This window comes from Pantoea sp. KPR_PJ (assembly GCF_041386365.1).
In the GTDB taxonomy this organism is placed as follows: domain Bacteria; phylum Pseudomonadota; class Gammaproteobacteria; order Enterobacterales; family Enterobacteriaceae; genus Pantoea.
In genome coordinates this window covers 543,669-559,110 of the sequence record NZ_JABMIK010000001.1, presented here as the reverse complement: position 1 = coordinate 559,110, position 15,442 = coordinate 543,669, and the positions used below count along the sequence as shown (strand labels likewise).

The window sequence follows — 15,442 nt, the reverse complement described above, 5'->3', positions numbered from 1 at the left end:
TGCAACACGATTAGTGCGCATAATCTATCTTATGTTAAATAAAGCCTTTCGATACCCTTTGTCAGATTGCCACTGCTTCCCTGCTCACGGCGGCAACCGCAGGCACAGCGTCCGGGATAACACCCGCAGCAGTAAGCCACATACAGATGCGCCTTCGTCATTGTTGCGACACCGCCTGCATGTGGCTTTCTTTCCCTCAGTTAACATTCACGGTTTCAGGATCACCTTTGTCCAGCCATCATCACGGTTATCAAAATGCCTGTAGCCTTCGGGTGCGTCGGAGAGCGACAGACGATGAGAAACGATCTGCGCCGGACTGGCTCTTCCCTGATGAATTAGCCTCGCAAGCTGGCGGTTATAGGCTTTGACGTTGCACTGGCCGGTTTTGATCGACTGCCCCTTAAACCAGAAGCTGCCAAAATCAAATGCCATCTTGCCCTGTTTCGCCAGTTCATTCGCGCCGCCCGGATCCTGAGGCACAAATACTCCTACCGCGCCAATCCCGCCGGTTGCTTTGGTTGACGCCACCAGACTGTTCATTGTCACCGTGTTATCCTCGTGACCCTGTTTGTTGCAGCACTGGTAGCCGACGCATTCGCAGCCGCAATCGGTGCCGCGCCCGTGGGTCAGCTCAAGAATTTTGTTCACGGCATCCTCACCCACACCGTTGATGGCAACGGCCCCCATTTTTTCAGCGAGCGCCAGGCGATCTGGATGGGTATCCACAACAAAAACCTCTGATGCGCCTTTGATCATGGCTGAATGCGCCGCCATCAGACCGACCGGACCCGCACCATAAATGGCGACACTTTCTCCCGGACGCAGTCCAGCCAGTTCTGTCGCGTGCCAGCCGGTTGGAAAGATATCGGAGAGCATCACATACTCATCTTCCTTCTCTGCTGCATCCGGCGGCAGCACCAGACAGTTAAAATCAGCAAAGGGCACGCGCAACAACTCCGCCTGCCCGCCATCCCACGCGCCCATGTCCGCAAAGCCATAGGCGGCACCTGCCATGCCGGGATTGGCCGTAAGGCAGAAGCCGGTAAAGCCTTTTTCACAGTTTTCGCAAAATCCGCAGCCCACGTTGAATGGCAGGGAAACATAATCCCCCACTTTTACGCGCTCAACACCACTGCCCGTTTCAATAACCTGTCCCAGATTTTCATGGCCGAAGATACGACCTTGCTCAAAGCTGGTTCGGCCCTCATACATATGTAAATCGGAGCCGCAAATATTGGTGGTGGTGATACGGACTATGACATCGGTGGGACGCACAATCTTTGGATCGGGTACATCTTTTACTGAAACGTCAAAAGGACCATTGTAGATAACTGCTTTCATGGTGCTCTCCTCTTATGAGTCATCAGCGCCAGAGGCAATAGCCGCAAGATGTTGCGATCGTCACCGTTGCTGATGGTTACCGTTGCGTCAATCAATATTTTTGATTGACTATTGAGTGTAGAGCATCACAAATTGCAGTGTTGTGTTATTTTTCAGCGCAGCGGCCGGACTGAAAGCTTGCGGCTTCGTCAAAAAAATAGAAATAAACGCCTTGCACTCTGCCAGGCCAGAGGTGAAAGACAGGTAACGCGGCAGGCGTGAGACGGGGTATCTGTTGGTTCAGGGTGGGAAGGCAGCCAGAGAAAAGAAGCCCCTGCCTGGCAGGGGCTCGCCTTAAACGATGCCGTAGATAAGCGCCGACACCGTCAGCAGGCCACCCGCTATGACAATCAGCGACATGACGCCTCTCAGGCTGTGCAGCTCCTTGCGGGTATAGACCAGCCAGGCGGGAATACCAAACAGATAGATGGCAATCAGCGGGCCACAGACTGTTTCAATGAGCGAAATTACGTCCGGATTGTCATAAGTGATCGCCAGCGACATCGCAAACAGCAAGGTGAAGGCGATCGTTTTTGCCCGCTTCTGCCCCGCTTCGCCTTTCAGACCCGCCGCATCGCCAACCAGCGAAGAGAAAATTTCGGCAACCGGCAGACATACCCCAAGAAAGGACTTGGTCATCGCCACCATCGCAATAAAGGGTGCGACGATAAACAGCAGGCTGCCGAAACCGTTCCCCGCCATCACGGAAAGCACATTGAGATTTTGCGCTTTGGCCGAGATAAAGAGTTCGCGCGGCATACTCATCATGCAGCTCAGAACAAAAAAGATAATGCTGAAGAAGATAGCCCCATAGGCCAGCCGGATCACGCGTACCGCTTTGGCTTCCCCGCCCTTGCCCTCCTCCAGATACCAGGAAGAGAGCGGCGACAGCATCGGTGCAGAACAGAATGAGAAAGTGATCAGCGGCAGCGCCAGCCAGAGCGCCTTCAGCGAATGGCTGGCTGGCACGTTGGTGGTTTCGCGTATCGCATTGGTCAAATTAGCAGGATGCCACGCGGGGATCTGCATCAGCGCAATCACCAGCAGGCAAAGCGCAAAGGGGATGGCCAGCGAGCTCATGGTTGTGACAACCCGATCGCGGCCTTTGCTTAACAGGATAAACAACAGCCCCACCGTGATCACCGCAAGCAGCGCGCGATTTAGCGCGGCAAAATGCAGGTGGGCGGTCAGGTAATTGTCCAGTGCGTTAACCAGCGAGACAAGATAGACCAGCGTCACCGGAAAATGGGCGATGCAGAAAAACAGTTTGATACCCTGGCGGCCTTTTGGGCCAAAGAATTTGCCAAACAGGGGCAGCGTTGCGTTGTCCACCTGATTGTCTCGCATAAAGATGCGGCAGATAAGCACATGCGGGATCAAGGAGAGCGGCAAGCCCAGCAGCAGCATCGTCAGAAAGACCAGTGGTCCTCGCGTGCCCACCTCAACCGGCAAAAAAAGCGTGCCCGCTCCCACCGTAGTGCCATACATTCCCATCATCCAGATGGTATCTTTCCATGACCATGAAGGCCCCCTGACTGCTCTGTTTTCGGAACTGACTGTAGTATTCATTAATTCGACTTTGCGTGACGGCTGTTCAGATGCGGGTGTGCAGTGATTCATGCTTCCCGACCTGGCACATCAGACCGGGTGATTTTCAGAGCGGCAAATTGTCTGGTAAAAAGGGCAGCAGGCCAAATGATTTCGCACAATAAAAGGCAAAGCGTTGTCATTACTGCAAGGTAATCCACCGCAGGCGTACACGCTTTGTACAGTGAAGCTCGCGCAGGCTACAGCGTGGTACGGTTTCCCGCCGTGTCCTGCTCGAAAATTTTGTGTCTGACCAGGCGATCGCGCAGCCAGATTTGCGCTTTGCCCGCCTTCGCCTGCCTGGACCAGAGCAGGTCCACGCCCACAATCCAGTCGGTATGGGGATACTCCTGCTGGCGCAGTTCAGTCAGCGTACCGGCACGCAGTTCATGGCTGACAAACTCACGCGGTAGCGACGCCCACCCCAGTCCCGCCAGTGTTGCGTCCAGCATGGCGCTGTAGCTCTCCACCTGCCAGCGCATTGGGCTGTCGAGATATTCCGTGGTCGCAATCTTCTTTTCCTGTGAGCCAAACGTGATATGTCGCCAGTTATGTAAATCAGCAAAGGAGACGGGAAGCCGTTGCGCCAGCGGATGCCCGGCACTGACGACATGCACCATGACGACCTTCCCCAGCTGAGTAAACGCGACTTTATCGCTCTCTACCGGATGAGAAAGCGCAATGCCTAAATCGACCTGACCGTCTCTCACCATGGCTTCCACATCGCCGCGGAACGGCTCTCTGATATGAATATCCACTTCAGGAAAGGTCATAGAGAATTCGTATAGCACTGGCGCAATGGTGGCATAAGGAAGCTCAATGGCGAGGCTGACATGGCTCTCAATCTGATCGTTGAAAGCGGCGACGCGTTGTTCAAAAGCGTGGCAGCGTTCCAGTATGGTTTTGACATACTCCCGTAATACCTCACCTTCCGCCGTCAGCCTTACCTGGCGCGGCGTGCGCTCAAACAGCGTCAGGTTCAGTTCCAGCTCCAGATTGCTCATCGCCATGTTCACTGACGACTGCGATTTTCTCATTCGCCGTGCGGCTGAAGAGAACGAACCCGATTTGGCCACCTCATCAAATGCCATAAGTTGATCTAATGAATATTTCAACATGCCCTTCACCTTTCAATTTTATTGAAAACAGCTCGCTTACTTGTATCACTTTTTTACCGATAAGGTGGGCTTCCGGCTGTTAACAGGTTTAACGAGGAGTGTGTATGGCAACGCTGCTGACAGAAAAAAAAGCTGAAGATTCGCTGAGCGTCAGGCGCATAATGTCGCTGGGCTTACAGCACGTACTGGTAATGTACGCGGGTACGGTGACGGTTCCCCTGATTCTTGCGTCGGTCATGGGATTAAACAGTACGCAGACGGTGACGCTGGTTAACGCCTGCCTGTTAACCTCGGGGCTGGCAACCCTGCTTCAGTCGATTGGGGTTGGGCGCTTTGGCGGGCGACTGCCGCTGATTCAGGGCTGTTCGTTTATCATGCTGGCCCCTATGGCGCTGATTGGTCAGCAGTACGGAATGGCCACGTTGTTTGGCTCAGCGATTGCGTGCGGCCTGTTTACCCTGCTCGTTGCGCCCCTCTTCAGTCGACTCATTCGCTTTTTTCCGCCGCTGGTCACCGGTTGCATCATCACCATTATCGGTATCTCCCTGATGCCGGCTGCGGCAATCTGGATGGGCGGCGGTAACCCGGATGCGCCCGATTTCGCCAGCCTGCCTCATTTACTTCTTGGCGCGGCAACCCTGGTCATCACCCTGTTTTTCTATTGCAAAACGCGTGGCATTGTACGCAATTTCAGCATCCTGGCCGGGATGCTGGCAGGAACGCTTATCGCATTTATCGCCGGGCTGACCGACTTCTCCGCTGTCGGTCAGGCGGCCTGGATCGGCTTTACCCTGCCTTTCGCCTTTGGCCTGCCGGAGTTTTCCGCCGTGCCGGTGCTGGTCTCCTGCCTGGCGATGATAATTGTGATGACCGAGACCACCGGCAATGTGCTGCTGATTGATAAACTGATGGGTCACCCCACCACGTCGCAGCGCCTGGCTAACACCCTGCGCGCAGACGGCCTCTCCACGATGATAGGCGGCTGCCTCAACAGCTTTCCCTACAACGCCTTCTCCCAGAATGCCGGGCTGCTGATGCTGACGCGCATTACCAGCCGCTCGGTGCTGGCTGCCGCAGGGCTCATTCTGGTATTGCTCGGCCTGTTTCCCATGCTGGGGGCGATCATTTCTGCGATTCCGCGCCCGGTACTGGGTGGCGCAGCAATATTGATGTTTGGCATGACGCTGGCGGCGGGCATCCAGCAGCTCAAAGAGGTCAGCTTCAGCGATGACAATACCCTGCTGATCGTCGCCGTCTCTGTCGGCGTGGGAGTGATACCCGTAGCCTTCCCGGCGCTCTTTAGCACGCTGCCCCCCTCGTTAAAGCTGATTTTTGACAGCGGGATTTTTTTGGGCGGTTTTACTGCGGTGCTGCTGAATATCTTACTGAACAGCCGCAAAGGAGAAAAAGATGCATAACGATACGGACATTCACTTTCTGCGTATGTCGAACGAGGTGGGTAAACGTGCGGTGGCGCTGGGCAACCACCCTTTCGGTGCGGTGCTGGTTGCTCCTGATAACGAAACGGTGCTGCTGACGCAGTGCAATATCGACACGGTTAATCACGCCGAATCTACCCTTGCCCGCATCGCGGCGAGTAATTTTACGGCGGAGTACCTCTGGGGCTGCACGCTCTATACGGCGGTCGAGCCGTGCTGTATGTGTGCCGCTACCCTCTACTGGGCCAACATTGGTCGGGTAGTCTACGGCATAAGCGAAGCGCGGCTGCTGGCCTGTACGGGAAATCACCCTGAAAATCCCACCATGAGCCTTCCCGCTGCGACCGTATTCAGGCATGGGCAAAAAGCGATTGTTCTGACTGGGCCGGTGCACGAGATTGAGGAGGAGACGCTCGCGTTGCAGCAAGGGTTCTGGCAAACGAGAAGATAACTCCGCATCGTCAGCAGGCGTTTCTGCCCGGGCGCCAGCACCGATGAGACTCCCCCATCAGCAGGGTGTCCGGTAGCACGGTAATCCGATGCCGTGCTTATCTCTTTTCCTGATGCCTCGCCCTGGAGAGCAATACTGTCAACACCGGCATGGTTCGCCGTCGCTACCTGAAGCTCCACTGCACGCTGACTACAAACACTGTAGGAAAAATAATGCCACTCTCTACGCCAAAATAGTCCGTAAAGTTGTACTGCACGGCATGGTAGATATAAGGGGCAAACCCCACGCCGGTGGCGTTTCTGAAGGAGTGATAAACACCCTCATCGCCGCAGTGGCTGAACGCGTCGGCAAAAAACTCACCGGTATAGCCATAGACACCCTTAAAGGTCCAGGGTGATTGCGTGGTCCAGTCGCGACGCACGCCTAGTGCGATGCAGCGGTGCCCGTAGCTGTTTTTCAGCGTCCCCGCTAAAAAGCTGTAAGGCGAGTCTTCAGAGAACCGCCGCTCTGCCGAGAAGAACTGGTTGCCAAATTTTTCCGTGTAAAGGCCGTGGTTGCCCATAAGGTGATAGACAAACGACCCCGTATTCACTGAGTAGAGATTGATTTCACTCGCTCTGGCTGGCGTGAACGTAACTGCCGCTAACAGCCACAGCAATGATAAGAGACGCAACAACATACCTGATTTCCTTGATACCTCGTCATTAAATAAACCAATACGCTGCCGACCCGCGGGTCAGCTCTGAAAATTCCACCGCTTTTTGCCTGAAAAGAAGCGGCTCGTCCACCATAAAATCAATGCACAGAGGGCAATGATACCGAGCACCCCAAAAGCTGCGCTGTAGGAGTAGTGGGCAGCAATGTTACCGGCCAGCGCAGGACTTAATGCCGCGCCGCTGCCCTGTAACAGCATGATAAAACCCTGTCCGGCATTGGTATGGCCGCTGCCTTCCAGCAGTTTCACCACATATCCCGGGACGGCGACACCGAGCAGTCCGGCAGCAACCCCATCCAGAATCTGCACCGGGATCATCGAAAAGGCGTCCGAATACAACGAGGCTACCGCGGCACGAAGCGGTAACACCAGCAGCGCAGCCGTAATCAGTAGCGGAAACCCCTGTTTTTGGGCGCGGCTGGCGGCGAAGAGCGCAACCGGTATCATTACGCACTGTGAGATCACCACGGTCGCGGCGGCATATACCCCGGCCGGAATCGCACTGCTGTGTGAGGCGGCGGCACGCATACTGAGCATCGGCAGCAGCGCAGCGTTGCTCAAATGAAACAGCAGCAGCGTCAACCCCGTGATCAGCAGCGCCGGATGGCGAACAATCAGCGACAGCCGAGGCAGTTCAGCTGCGGGCTCTTCATGGCTCAGCCCGCGGGCAGCGTTGTCATCAATGTCGGTACGGCGAATGGCCAGCACGGCCGCAGCGGCTCCGAGCGCCATTGCCGTCATCAGGACGAATACAGCCCCTGTCCCCCAGTACCATACGGCGACACCCGCGATCAGCGCGGCCGTCATATTGCCGCCGTGATTGAACGCCTCATTTCGGCCCATCTGGTGTGCAAAGCCCGCCTGACCGGTCAGGCCGAGCGTAATACCGGTCAGCACAGGCGCAATAAATGCGGCCGCGAGGCCCGTCATGATCTGCGAAGAGACGGCAATCCAGGAGGTGGGGAAAAACCAGAGCAGCAGCGTTGCCAGGGTAATCAGTAGCGACCCTGTGATTAGCACACCGCGCTTGTAGCGTGTTGCATCGGTAATTAACCCGGCGGGTATGGTGGCCGCCAGGCCAGCGATGCCGCCTGCCGTCATCACCCAGCCAATGTCATCCGCTCGCCAGTGATGCTCCGTTAAGAAAATGCCCAGAAAAGGCCCTAAACCATCCCGCACATCCGCCATAAAAAAATTGACCAGACACAACGCCTGGAGCGATCGCAATGACATAGCTTTCCCCGTAAAAGTTACTTACCGCAATTATTTTCCCGCTGCGTTAAATCATGGCAGGAATCAGCTGAATGGAAAGTCACTGCAAAGCCGAGCGTAAAAAAAAGCCTGGCTGCTAAGCCAGGCCTGTTATGCCGGATGCGTCACTGCCGCCTTACGCGGCGTGCCTTTGCTTAAAATCCTTCCAGCACAATTTTGCCGCGTGCGCGATGACTCTCTATCAGCGCATGCGCACGACGCAGGTTTTCCGCGTTGATGGTGCCGTAGTGATCGCCTCGGGTGGTGCGCAGCGTGCCGTCATCAATCAGGCGGCGCACGTTTTCAAGGATCTCATGCTGGCGCACCAGATCTGGCGTCTGAAACAGTGAGCGGGTAAACATCAGCTCCCAGTGCAGAGAGATCGCCTTACGCTTCAGCGGCATCGCATCCAGCGTTTCGGGATCGTCAATCAACGCCAGACGCCCCTGCGGTGCCAGCACCTCAACAATCTGCTGATAGTGCGTATCAGTGTGCGTAAGGCTGGCCACATAGCGCACGCCAGAGAGGCCAATCTCACGCAGTCCTTCGGTCAGGGGTTTGCTGTGATCGATAACGTCATGCGCGCCCAGCTCACGCACCCAGTCGGCCGTTTCCGGGCGTGATGCGGTGGCAATAACGCGCAGCCTGGTCAGCTTGCTGGCCAGCTGCGTCAGAATGGAACCCACGCCGCCGCCTGCGCCAATAATCAGCAAGGTTTCGTTTTCGTCTTCTTTTACTTCCAGACGGTCAAACAGCAGTTCCCAGGCGGTCAGCGAGGTCAGCGGCAGTGCGGCAGCATCCGCATAGCTCAGCGAAGCGGGCTTATGCCCGGCAATACGTTCGTCCACCAGTCCATATTCGGCGTAGCAGCCTGGACGGTCGATGGCACCTGCGTAAAAGACTTCATCGCCGGGCTTAAACAAGGTCACGCTTTCACCCACGGCCTCAACCGTTCCTGTGGCGTCCCAGCCTACAATGCGCGGCTGCGTCGTGGGTGCGCCGTTGCGCACTTTGGTATCGACCGGGTTAACGGCAATGGCGGCGATTTTAACCAACAGATCGTGTGCGCCTGGCTGCGGCGTCGGCAGCGTGGTGTCGTAGAGCGACTGGGGATCGTTAATCGGTAATCCATTCTGACTGTAAACGATGGCTTTCATGTTTTCTCCCTTTCTCGATAGTGAGGTTTGCCGGAATGTGAAACAGCTTAGGATGCGGCGGCCAGAAGATAAACCCGGGCAGGACAGCAGCAGTTTCACTCCCGGAGTGAAAATCAGTGCCCACTTTGCTTTTTCCTGCAGAGAATAACCTCTGCTGGCTTGCGTCCCCGGTTATGCAAAATCATACTGGCAGGCGCTCGTTTTACTGTTTATTCACGGGAATTCGTATGATTCGCCTCGAAGACGTTACCCTGTTTGTTCGCGCTGCGGCGCTTGGCAGTTTTTCCAGTGCCGCGCGTGAGGCGGCGATCCTGCCGGGCCAGGTGAGCGCAGCGGTTAATCGTCTGGAGCGTGACCTTAATAAACGGCTCTTTGCCCGCTCGACGCGCAGCCTGCGGCTGACGGCAGAAGGCGAAGCCTGGCTACCCTACGCGCAGGAATTGCTGAGTATCGTTCAGGCGGGCGCAGAGCGTTTGCAGGGTAATGACGACGAGTTGCAGGGTGAGCTTAAAATTGCCGTTCCTTCTGATATTGGCCGTAATATCCTGCTGCCGTGGATTACCGACTTTTGCGCCAGCCATCCGAAACTCTCCCTGAGGCTCTACCTGTCCGATCAGGTGAGCGACGTGTTTCGCGACCCGGTGGATATTGCCCTGCGCTACGGCATTCTGGAAAACAGCAGCTACGTGGCGCTGCCGCTCGCAGAGGATAACCGTCGCGTGCTGGCCGCTTCTCCCGCTTACCTGGCAAAACATGGCCGACCTCAACAGCTGGAAGATCTGTTACAGCATCACTGTCTGCTTTATATGCTGAACGGTCATGCCTATGACAAATGGTCTTTTCCTGACAACGGCGTGCGTCGTCAGCTTACGGTCAGCAGTCGGATGATGAGCGATGATGCCGATCTGGCGCGCCGCTGGGCAGTGGCCGGCATGGGCATTGTCTATAAGTCCTGGATCGACGTCAGCGCCGACGTGCTGGCAGGTCGCCTGGAGATCCTGCTGCCTGAACAGCCGGGCGAACCCGCACCGCTAAACCTGATCTGCCCGCACCGCAGGCAGTTCTCGCCGGCAATTCGCGAGCTGCACGGTCAGCTTCGTACCCATCTTAAGGCGATTACCGCGCTGCTGCGTACTCACCCTGCTTTTCAGTCAGCGGGACAGCTTCCGGTTTAGCTTCGGCTGGCAAAATGCTTAAAACGGCTCAGGCTATCTTCTCCCGTACGGATGCGAAAAACGTCTTTTTATCAACAAAACGGGGAAATCAGCCGTCTGAGAGGCGATAACAGGGTCCAAAAAGAGCGCAGGAAACATTTTTCTCGCTTAATGCTTAATATTTGTTACATCCGTTATTCTTTTGTTACAATGCAGATTTTGCGCCGGTATGGTAACACTGTAATCTTCCATATCAATAAGTTATGCGCGTTCAGCGCCTGAATAATGAGCGTTAATATGATTCACACTGTCTATCTTTTAGACGATGACAAGTCAATTATCGCCGCTGTCGATAATCTGCTGAGTTCGGCAGGGTTTGTGGTGGAGTCCTTTACTTCACCGCAGGCATTTTTAGCGTTACCGGACTATCGTTTTCCCTCTTGCCTGATCCTCGATCTCAATATGCCCGCGATCAGTGGCCTTGAAGTTACTCAGATCCTTAGCCAGCGTGGTTACACCATTCCGGCAATCTTTCTCACCGGCTTTGGCACCATCCCGCTCAGCGTAAAGGCCATGAAAGCCGGTGCCCAGGAGTTCCTCACCAAACCCGTGGCACCCGATGCGCTGATAGAGGCGGTGACTGAGGCGTTGCAGGTGTCGGCACAGACGTTGACGCTGTCGGCGGAGAAACGTGACTATACCCAACGTTTTCAGTCTCTTACGCCACGCGAGTCTGAAGTGATGCTGCTGGCGGTTCGTGGGCGGCTAAATAAGCAAATCGCCGCCGAACTGGGCGTCAGCGAAATCACGGTCAAGGTACACAAAAGGCGGGTCATGGAAAAAATGGGCGCGCGTTCGGTGTCTGAACTGGTGAGATTTGCCGAACGGCTGGAACTGCTTAAGTAGTGAAGGTTTTTAGCACAAGCTCAAGCCGAATATGCGGTGGTGCTGCGCTCGGGATAGCGCGCAGCGTCTGTTCTGCTGCCGTTTGAGGATGGCGCGAAGTCTGCCTTGTCACGCTGGCCTCTGCGCCGTCAGAAAGAGAGGTTCAGCGACCGCTGCCTGCCATTCGCGGCCCATGATCGCCCGCAACACACCGCTATTCACAGGGTTAAGCATAAGGCGATGGCAACGGGTATGTGGCCCTGCCTGAACACAAGCGCCTCTGTACTGACCGAAATAAACAGTACCGACGGCCTGCTCCCGCTTAACAACACCCTGAACAGTTCAATGCCACCCCTCTCTGTTAGCCTGACGTTAAGGATGAGCATCGCCATTTGGTGCATATCGGTCGCGCTCTTGCGCAGCCACGCACCCGACGCAATGCTTTCGGTCCGGTAGCCGCCCGACGGTCACAGCGTACTCAGCCCCAGCCGCTCAGCGCATTCCTGATCAACACCCTCAATACGCTGCGTTTAACAGAGTCAAGAGTGTCAGGATCGTTCAAGCGCTGGCCGATAGTGATACCGGCCAGCAAGGGGGATTAACGAACCGGCGCAGGTACAGGTGCCAGCGTGCGATGTTCGCTCTTCTGGCGCGAAGGCGCTTTGTGCACCATGGTGTAGGCGTAATCAACGCCAATGCCGTAAGCACCAGAATGCTCTTTGGCAATATTCATCACCGCATCATAGGTGTCGCGATGCGCCCAGTCGCGCTGCCACTCCAGCATCACCTGTTGCCAGGTCACCGGGATCACGCCGGCCTGAATCATGCGCTGCATGGCATAGTCGTGCGCCTCTTTAGTGGTGCCACCTGACGCATCCGCCACCATATAGATCTCATAGCCGCCCTCCAGCATCGCGCAGAGCGCAAAGGTGTTATTGCAGACTTCGGTCCACAGACCCGACACCACCACCTTTTTTTTGCCGTTCGCCGCCAGCGCATCGCGGACTTTCTGATCATCCCAGGAGTTCATAGAGGTACGCTCCAGAATATCCTGACCAGGAAACACATCAAGCAGCTCCGGGAAAGTGTGACCGGAGAAGCTCTCCGTTTCTACGGTCGTCAGCACGGTCGGGATATTGAAAACTTTTGCCGCTTTTGCCAGCGCGACAACATTATTCTTCAGAACCTGACGGTCAATCGACTGAACGCCGAACGCCATCTGCGGCTGCTGATCGATGAAGATAATCTGGCTGTTATGCGGCGTCAGAACTTCAAGTTTACTGTTGGTCATGATTGGGCCCATTGAGGTTAATTAGCTGAATTCATCAATTTTTTATGACGTTAAGCAACAGCTCTCTGGCAGAGCTGTCTGGGCGCAGTCTATGAGGCTTTTTCGCAGGCGGCTATTATCTGTGGGTATAACTATACCTTTGTATAACTAGACGCTGCGCCAGCCCGCTGATGATAATCCGGCCATGTCCTGCCCTGCTCATTTTTTGGGCGGGAACTCATTTTAAGGAGAAGGTATGGTTACGTTGGGCAAAGCGGACGTCATTCTGACGAACGGCCAGTTTCATACGGTGGATCGTGAAAATCCGCTGGCAGACGCGGTCGCGATCCGCGACGGCAAATTTCTTGAGGTGGGTAGCCTTGCCGATGTTATGCAGCATCACTGCGAGGGCACCCGGGTCATTGATCTGAAGGGCCACACCGCCATTCCTGGCCTGAACGACTCACACCTGCACCTGATCCGAGGCGGCCTCAACTACAACCTTGAACTGCGCTGGGAAGGCGTCCCTTCGGTAGCTGACGCACTGCGCATGCTGAAAGAGCAGGCGCTGCGCACGCCCTCGCCACAGTGGGTACGTGTGGTAGGCGGCTGGACAGAATTTCAGTTTGCCGAGCGCCGCATGCCGACGCTGGATGAGATAAACGATGCCGCGCCCGACACGCCGGTATTCGTGCTGCACCTCTACGACCGCGCTCTGCTCAACCGCGCAGCGCTGAAGGTGGTGGGCTACACCCGCGATACGCCGAACCCGCCCGGTGGCGAAATTCAGCGCGACAGTAACGGCAACCCGACCGGCATGCTGATTGCACGCCCCAATGCGATGATCCTTTATGCCACGCTGGCTAAAGGGCCAAAGCTGCCGCTGGAGCAGCAGGTCAACTCCACGCGCCAGTTTATGCGCGAGCTGAACCGTCTTGGCCTGACCAGCGCCATTGATGCGGGTGGCGGTTTCCAGAACTATCCCGAAGATTATGAGGTCATTGCTGAGCTGCATCAGAAAAAGCAGATGACGGTGCGTATCGCCTATAACCTCTTTACTCAGCGTCCCGGACACGAACTGGAAGATTTTGAAAAGTGGACCGACATGCTGACGCCGGGCCAGGGAAGTGACTACTTCCGCCATAACGGCGCGGGAGAGATGCTGGTCTTCTCTGCCGCCGATTTTGAGGATTTCCTCGAGCCGCGACCGGATCTTGCACCGGGCATGGAGGATGAGCTGGAGCGCGTGGTGCGCCACCTGGTAGAGCACCGCTGGCCGTTCCGCCTGCACGCGACCTACGATGAATCCATTAGCCGCATGCTCGACGTGTTTGAGAAAGTCGACCGTGACATCCCCTTCAACGGCCTGCACTGGTTCTTCGACCATGCAGAGACCGTTACCCAGCGTAATATCGATCGTATAAAAGCCCTGGGTGGCGGTATTGCCGTTCAGCACCGTATGGCGTTTCAGGGGGAATACTTTGCCGAACGTTATGGCATCGAAGCCACCCGCCATACGCCTCCGGTCGCACGCATGCTGGAAACGGGCGTGCCTGTTGGCCTGGGCACCGACGCCACGCGCGTTGCCAGCTATAACCCCTGGACCGCGCTTTACTGGCTGGTTTCCGGGCGCACCGTAGGCGGGATGCAGATGTATGACGTGAACGCCCGCCTCGACCGTGACACCGCCCTGATGCTCTGGACACAGGGCAGCGCCTGGTTTTCCAGCGAACAGAATAAAAAAGGTCAGATCAAAACCGGACAGCTTGCCGATCTGGCAGTGCTGAGTAAGGACTATTTTCGCGTACCGGAAGAAGAAATCAAAGGCATTGAGTCAGTTCTGACGCTGGTAGACGGCAATATCGTTTATGCCGCCGGGGCATTCAGCCAGGAAGCGCCGCCTGCGATCCCCGTGTTGCCAGAGTGGTCACCGGTTGTCAACGTACCGGGCCATTACCGCAGCGCGCCGCCTGTGGCGAGCAACCGCGTCGGCATGAGCCCTCAGGTTCACCACTGTAGTGGTCCATGCGGCGTCCACCGCCATTCCCATGATCTCGCCCGTGGCGCAAACCTGCCAGTGGCTGAAGAGAACGCCTTCTGGGGCGCACTCGGCTGTAGCTGCTTCGCATTTTGATGCTGTTTTACACCTGTTTCTAACACCTGCAAGGATAAAAGCATGAGCACACTGACTACTGCTGACGGTACACAGATTTACTACAAAGACTGGGGCACGGGAAAACCGGTGCTGTTTAGCCATGGCTGGCCGCTGGATGCGGATATGTGGGACAGCCAGCTGAACTTTCTGGCGGAGCGCGGTTACCGCGTTATCGCCTTTGATCGCCGCGGCTTTGGCCGTTCCGATCAGCCGTGGAACGGCTACGATTATGATACGTTTGCTTCAGACATTAACGACCTGATCACGACGCTGGATCTGCATGACGTGACGCTGGTGGGCTTCTCCATGGGCGGTGGCGACGTGACGCGCTATATCGGCCGCTACGGCAGTGCGCGCGTGGCGGGTCTGGTGCTGCTGGGCGCCGTGACGCCAGTGTTCGGCAAGATGGCAGATTATCCCCAGGGGGTGGACGCCTCTGTATTCGAGGGGATTCAGGCCGGACTGCTGAAAGACCGCGCGCAGTTTATCAGCGATTTTGCCGTCCCCTTTTACGGCCTTAATGCGGGACAGACTGTGTCGCAGGGCGTCCTGACCCAGACGCTGAATATTGCACTGCTGGCTTCGTTAAAGGGCACGCTGGATTGCGTGACCGCCTTTTCGCAGACCGATTTCCGTCCGGATGTCGCCAGCGTGGACGTACCGACGCTGGTCATCCACGGCAGCAACGATCAGGTGGTGCCGTTTGAAACCACCGGCAAAGTGGCGGCAGAAACTATCGCTAACGCGACGCTGAAGGTCTATGACAATGCGCCTCACGGCTTTGCCGTGACGCATCAGGATCGACTGAATGACGATCTGCTGAGCTTCCTGCAATCGCTGTAACCGCTCTGCCTGCTGCCCGCCTCGAGGCGGGCAGCCC

13 protein-coding genes are annotated in these 15,442 nt (G+C 56.2%); 6 read left to right on the top strand and 7 right to left on the bottom strand.

Translation table 11 applies throughout. From position 1 onward, the window contains the following. Positions 1-207: 207 nt before the first annotated feature. From HP564_RS02680 to HP564_RS02670, 3 genes are all read right to left on the bottom strand, one after another. Positions 208-1,341, bottom strand: coding sequence for a glutathione-independent formaldehyde dehydrogenase (locus tag HP564_RS02680; RefSeq protein ID WP_371239916.1), 1,134 nt, complete (start codon positions 1,339-1,341; stop codon positions 208-210). 333 nt (positions 1,342-1,674) lie between these two features. Next, entirely contained in the window at positions 1,675-2,877 is a 1,203-nt protein-coding gene (locus HP564_RS02675) for an amino acid permease (protein WP_371239914.1), read from the bottom strand. A 290-nt stretch (positions 2,878-3,167) separates the two neighbouring features. Then, on the bottom strand, positions 3,168-4,085 hold the full coding sequence (locus tag HP564_RS02670; protein WP_371239912.1) for a LysR family transcriptional regulator: 918 nt from the start codon (positions 4,083-4,085) through the stop codon (positions 3,168-3,170). Between the two features lie 104 nt (positions 4,086-4,189). On the opposite strand from HP564_RS02670, the gene HP564_RS02665 reads away from it, so the two are divergent. Continuing rightward, the gene (locus tag HP564_RS02665) at positions 4,190-5,503 is read left to right on the top strand and encodes a nucleobase:cation symporter-2 family protein (protein ID WP_371239910.1); all 1,314 of its coding nucleotides are present in this window, start codon (positions 4,190-4,192) and stop codon (positions 5,501-5,503) included. Then, a complete protein-coding gene (locus HP564_RS02660) occupies positions 5,496-5,975 on the top strand; it encodes a nucleoside deaminase (RefSeq protein ID WP_371239908.1) in 480 nt (159 codons plus the stop codon). Before HP564_RS02665 ends, HP564_RS02660 begins: the two co-directional genes overlap by 8 nt. A 163-nt stretch (positions 5,976-6,138) precedes the next feature. Here HP564_RS02660 and HP564_RS02655 read toward each other — a convergent pair whose 3' ends face one another. The 3 genes from HP564_RS02655 to HP564_RS02645 form a co-directional block, all read right to left on the bottom strand. Continuing rightward, positions 6,139-6,654 carry a hypothetical protein gene (locus HP564_RS02655; RefSeq protein WP_371239906.1) on the bottom strand — a complete coding sequence of 172 codons (516 nt, stop codon included), beginning with the start codon at positions 6,652-6,654 and terminating at the stop codon, positions 6,139-6,141. Positions 6,655-6,711: 57 nt separating this feature from the next. Beyond that, positions 6,712-7,923, bottom strand: a complete 1,212-nt coding sequence (locus HP564_RS02650) for an MFS transporter (protein WP_371239904.1) — start codon at positions 7,921-7,923, stop codon at positions 6,712-6,714. A gap of 173 nt (positions 7,924-8,096) precedes the next feature. Further along, the gene (locus tag HP564_RS02645) at positions 8,097-9,098 is read right to left on the bottom strand and encodes a zinc-binding alcohol dehydrogenase family protein (RefSeq protein ID WP_371239902.1); all 1,002 of its coding nucleotides are present in this window, start codon (positions 9,096-9,098) and stop codon (positions 8,097-8,099) included. Positions 9,099-9,325: 227 nt separating this feature from the next. On the opposite strand from HP564_RS02645, the gene HP564_RS02640 reads away from it, so the two are divergent. Continuing rightward, positions 9,326-10,273: a LysR family transcriptional regulator gene (locus tag HP564_RS02640; protein WP_371239900.1), complete on the top strand. Its 948-nt coding sequence runs from the start codon at positions 9,326-9,328 to the stop codon at positions 10,271-10,273. Between the two features lie 276 nt (positions 10,274-10,549). After that, positions 10,550-11,158, top strand: coding sequence for a response regulator transcription factor (locus HP564_RS02635; protein ID WP_371239898.1), 609 nt, complete (start codon positions 10,550-10,552; stop codon positions 11,156-11,158). 577 nt (positions 11,159-11,735) lie between these two features. Here the strand turns inward: HP564_RS02635 and HP564_RS02630 are convergent. Further along, on the bottom strand, positions 11,736-12,428 hold the full coding sequence (locus HP564_RS02630) for a hydrolase (protein WP_371239896.1): 693 nt from the start codon (positions 12,426-12,428) through the stop codon (positions 11,736-11,738). A 235-nt stretch (positions 12,429-12,663) separates the two neighbouring features. On the opposite strand from HP564_RS02630, the gene HP564_RS02625 reads away from it, so the two are divergent. Next, entirely contained in the window at positions 12,664-14,541 is a 1,878-nt protein-coding gene (locus tag HP564_RS02625; RefSeq protein ID WP_371239894.1) for an amidohydrolase, read from the top strand. A gap of 42 nt (positions 14,542-14,583) precedes the next feature. Then, positions 14,584-15,405, top strand: coding sequence for an alpha/beta fold hydrolase (locus tag HP564_RS02620; protein ID WP_371239892.1), 822 nt, complete (start codon positions 14,584-14,586; stop codon positions 15,403-15,405). The last annotated feature ends 37 nt before the right edge of the window (positions 15,406-15,442 follow it).